Annotated in this window: 5 protein-coding genes; 1 reads left to right on the top strand and 4 read right to left on the bottom strand. The window is 36.0% G+C overall.

The features are described 5' to 3' along the window. Window positions 1–104 precede the first annotated feature (104 nt). From MJG50_RS21865 to MJG50_RS21875, 3 genes are all read right to left on the bottom strand, one after another. Entirely contained in the window at window positions 105–1,421 is a 1,317-nt protein-coding gene (locus MJG50_RS21865; protein ID WP_240257895.1) for a DRTGG domain-containing protein, read from the bottom strand. Window positions 1,422–1,496: 75 nt separating this feature from the next. Next, window positions 1,497–1,739, bottom strand: a complete 243-nt coding sequence (locus MJG50_RS21870) for a hypothetical protein (RefSeq protein ID WP_240257896.1) — start codon at window positions 1,737–1,739, stop codon at window positions 1,497–1,499. Between the two features lie 218 nt (window positions 1,740–1,957). After that, entirely contained in the window at window positions 1,958–2,641 is a 684-nt protein-coding gene (locus tag MJG50_RS21875; RefSeq protein WP_240257897.1) for a metal-dependent hydrolase, read from the bottom strand. Between the two features lie 145 nt (window positions 2,642–2,786). On the opposite strand from MJG50_RS21875, the gene MJG50_RS21880 reads away from it, so the two are divergent. Then, the gene (locus MJG50_RS21880) at window positions 2,787–3,884 is read left to right on the top strand and encodes a M24 family metallopeptidase (protein ID WP_240257898.1); all 1,098 of its coding nucleotides are present in this window, start codon (window positions 2,787–2,789) and stop codon (window positions 3,882–3,884) included. 36 nt (window positions 3,885–3,920) lie between these two features. Here the strand turns inward: MJG50_RS21880 and MJG50_RS21885 are convergent, their stop codons facing one another. Further along, window positions 3,921–4,652, bottom strand: coding sequence for a hypothetical protein (locus MJG50_RS21885; protein WP_240257899.1), 732 nt, complete (start codon window positions 4,650–4,652; stop codon window positions 3,921–3,923). Window positions 4,653–4,833 lie beyond the last annotated feature (181 nt).

Consider the following 4,833-nt stretch of genomic DNA (forward strand, 5'->3'; position numbering starts at 1 on the left):
CCTTCACAGTTCGGGACTTTCACCCTATAGACTGCAACCATGCTGGGCACACCACCAATAAAAAAACTCGCCAATTGGCGAGTTTTTTACTTGTCCAGTTCCAGTTAACGATCTATTAATTGAACCATCATCATTGCTTTGCCAACGACGACGCCCTCATTGTATACTTCTACATCAACCTTCCCAAACTTCCTTCCAACCTCTAATACCTTTGGCCGAATTTCAATCGTACTCTCAATTTGAACTGGTTTAATAAAGTAGATTGTAATATTCTCTACAACGAGATCCCACTTCTTGTATGCTTTTAGGACACGATTAGCCGCTTCAGTTACAATCGTTGTAAAAACACCATATGAAATCGTCCCTAAGTAATTTGTCATTTGTGGGGTAACTTCGCAACGATAAACAACTTCTCCTTTTAACTCTGCTGATACATCAGTGAATTGGTTTGTGATGATATCATCAATTGTTTCACCAACTTGCGGTTGACGCCCTATCATCTGTAATGCTTTTAATACATCTTGTCGACTAATAATTCCTTGCAGTTTATTCCCTTGGTCTACTACTGGTAATACTTCAATACCTTCCCACACCATAATATGAGAGACTGAAGCAACAGACGTTTTTTCGTTAACTGTCATCGGCTGCTTTGTCATAACCTTCTCAATTGGGATTGAATGATCCTGTCCCATGATATCTTTTGAAGTGACCATACCAACAACCTTTGAATTTTCATCCACGACAGGATAACGTCCATGTCCGGTTTCAGCATTAAAATGATGATATTTCTCAACATTATCACTTGTCTTTAAGCAAATTGTATTTTCCTTTTGAGTTAAAATGTCCTCAACAAGAATAATCTCTTTTTTGATAAGTTGATCGTAGATGGCACGATTAATCATCGTTGCTACCGTGAATGTATCGTAGCTGCTAGAAATGATTGGAAGCTGCATTTCATCCGCAATTTTTTTTACATCATCATCCGTATCAAAACCACCTGTAATTAAAACCGCAGCCCCAGCATTTAATGCATATTCATGAGCTTTCGTTCGATTACCAACAATGAGAAGATTACCTGCACCTGTATAACGCATCATGGCTTCTAGCTTCATTGCACCTATTACGAATTTATTTAATGTCTTATGTAATCCTGCTTTTCCACCCAATACTTGTCCGTCAACGATATTTACTACCTCAGCAAAAGTAAGCTTTTCAAAATTCTCTTTATTTTTACGTTCGATTCGAATCGTTCCCACACGTTCAATGGTGCTAACATATCCTTTATTTTCAGCTTCTTTTATTGCTCGGTAAGCAGTCCCTTCACTCACCTTCATATCCTTTGCAATTTGTCGTACCGAGATTTTCTCTCCAATCGGTAATGTATCTATATGTTGCAAAATTTGCTCATGCTTTGTAGCCACGCTCATCACCCTTTAGGTTTTCTACTTTTATTCTACTTATATTATAAGGGCGATAGCATTTTGATTCAATGTTAGCTATTGATATTGACGCAGTTTCAATCTCTTTCTTTGATTTGTCATTTGAGATAGTGATTTTTTGCTTCCCTTTGGACGATACAGTAGGCCGATTAAATTCCCGCTAATGACAATCAAAGCAAAAACTAACCAAGCAAAGGCAAAAATCCCTTCCAAACCTTCAGCACCAATAGACAATTGAGGGACTCCATAATAAAGTAAAACACCGCAAATTAATAGGCAAAGTAGCAAACGATTATACATAATCATCCTCCTTTATAAAATCAAATGCGCCTTGGCGTATTTGCGCCCAGATTTTTTCGAGCTTGCTCGAAAAGCTTCCTTTAAAAAATCTGAGGCATCCGCCGGAGGCCTTACCTTGATACATTAGGGGTTTAAGCCCCTAATGTGTCAAGGTAAGCTTGTTTCATCATATGTATGAACATAAAAAAAAAGACGTGAAATCCTTCACGCCTTTACGTTTATATTTCTATAGAATCCCCAGGATCCAGCACTCTTCCTTCTGCAGATGTTAGACTATTAACAAATTCTTGTGGATTCTGTTTAATGATTGGGAAAGTATTATAGTGAATTGGAACAACAAGCTTCGCCTTCGTCCATTCTGCAGCTATCCCAGCATCTTCTGGACCCATTGTAAAATTATCACCGATTGGTAAAAAAGCCACATCAATCTTATGTAATTCACCAATAAGCTTCATATCGTAAAACAATGCCGTGTCGCCTGCATGGTATATGGTCTTTCCTTCGGCCGTAAAGATAATTCCACCCGGCATTCCTGTATAAACAAGTTCTTTCTTTTCTGGAAGCTCATAGCTAGAGCCATGAAATGCAAGTGTATATTTCACCTTACCAAAATCAAATTGATGTGATCCACCAATATGCATTGGATGTACATTTACACCTTGCCAACCTAAATAAACCGCCAATTCATTAGGTGCTACTACTAGAATCGAGTTGCGTTTTGCTATTTCAACCGTATCACCAACATGATCATTATGACCATGTGTTAATAAAATGACATCAACCTTTTCTTCATCTACCTTTAAATCTGATAGGCTATTACCTGTAATAAATGGATCAATTAAAATCGTCTTTCCCTCAGTAACAATTTTCACAACTGAATGCCCATGATACGAGATTTTCATTTGATATGACCTCCATACTATTAATATCAGCATTATGTATTTTTTTTACTTGTCGTAAACATTCCTTCTTTTAGTGTGCATGATTTTACTTTTTTCATTGAAATTGCTAATCTTATATTATCTATTAAGAAGGAAGTGTCAATCAATGAATCAGAGATTAAGTCAGCTTACGAATTGGTTAAAAGAAAATGAAATATCATGTGGTTTTATCACTTCTACTCCAAATGTATTTTATTTAACGAACTTTTATACAGAACCTCATGAAAGATTATTAGGTTTATTTGTATTTCAAAATGAAGAACCTATTTTAATTTGTCCTAGTATGGAGGTTGCACAAGCTCGCGCAGCAGGATGGCAAAATGAAATAATTGGTTTCAGTGATACTGATAATCCATGGGAACTCATCCAAAAGGCAATTGCGAAAAGAAACATCAATGTAACTAAGGTTGCCCTAGAAAAAGAACATCTCACCGTTGAACGCTATGAGCAAATCACTAAATTATTTCCAACAGCTAGTTTTATTTCTGCCGAGGAAAAATTACATTTGCTACGAATGGTTAAAGATGAAAAAGAAGCAGCCATCTTAAGAGAAGCGGCTAAATTAGCAGACCTGGGAGTCGAAATTGGTGTAAACGCAATTAGCGAGGGAAAAACTGAATTAGACGTACTTGCGACAATTGAATTTGAATTAAAAAGAAAAGGCGTCCGTCAAATGTCATTCGATACTATGGTGTTAACTGGATTGAAAACCGCAGCACCACATGGCACACCAGGACTAGCAAAAATGACAAAAGGAGATTTCGTATTATTTGACCTTGGTGTTGTTTTAGATGGATATTGCTCCGATATTACCCGTACAGTTGCTTTTGGTGATATTTCTGACAAGCAAAAAGAAATCTATAACACAGTATTAAAAGCTCAACTAGCAGCTGTCGAAGCAAGTAAACCAGGAGTAATAATTGGAGACCTTGATAAAACGGCAAGAACAATTATTGCAAGTGCTGGTTATGGTGAATATTTCACACATCGTCTAGGCCATGGTCTTGGAATCGATGTCCATGAGTTCCCTTCATTAAATGAAACAAATCAAATGCTATTACAACCTGGTATGGCATATACGATTGAGCCTGGAATCTATGTACCTGAAATCGGCGGGGTGCGAATTGAAGATGACCTCATTATTACCGCAGATGGCGCTGAAGTGTTGACAAAATATCCGAAGGAACTACAAATTATTAAATAAACGAAGAAGGACCACTTGTTTGAGTGGTCCTTCTTTTTAATGATTCACTGCTTTCTCCTCCGAGAATTGTTCACATAAATATTCGAAAAGCTTATGATTAAAGTTATCCTGGTTCCTTACATAATCAAATAATATATCATATTGATCTTTATTTTCTTGCAGCCCTTGGATTACTTTATTGAAAATATCCTTTTGCTCCTTAACATGTTCACTCATTTCTTTATTCTTATCATTAAATACTTCTGCTAAATTTTCCTTCACATTTTCTTGTTCCCTCAATGATACTAATATTTGTTCAAATTGTTCTTTAACAAGTGCGATATTTTCTGTAACCTTATGATTAAATTGCTCCTGATTTTTGACAATCTGTTGGAGAATTTCAAGTTGTTCATAATGATCTGCCTGCCTTCTCGCAGTACGTTCATTTTGTTTTTCCTGCTTCTTCATAAAACCAACAAACACCTCCAATAAACTTTTTTGATCTGTCATCTTTTTTGAAATCTGTGCATCTCTTTCTCTTTGAGCAATTCCGTTTTCAAAAAATTCATTTTGTAGATGTTCCTGCTGATGTAAAAGCTTAGAAATATGAACTTCATTTTTCTTCATATTTTGCCTTAGATGCTTTTGACGTTCATCTTGTTTTTTCATATGTTCTAAAATAAAATTCGCGTAATAAGTGGGTTGATTCGATGTTTGAAGATTACTTTTAGTGGGGGCTTGAAAAACATAGGGTGCTGATTGATTATTATAGAAAATAGGTGAAGTCATCATTTTGCACTCCTTTCGTTTTTTATTATATGGGCGAATATACTTTCAAATTCTAAGTCCTTCTATATTTTATATTCATCATTTTAATATTGTGACTAAAAACTAGGATAAGAAAAGGGTACCCACTACAATAAAGTGTACCCTTTGTAAAGGACATTTTGAAAAAAGGCTTAGGCAACCT

This window comes from Fredinandcohnia quinoae (assembly GCF_022427965.1).
GTDB classification, from domain to species: domain Bacteria; phylum Bacillota; class Bacilli; order Bacillales; family Bacillaceae_L; genus Ferdinandcohnia; species Ferdinandcohnia quinoae.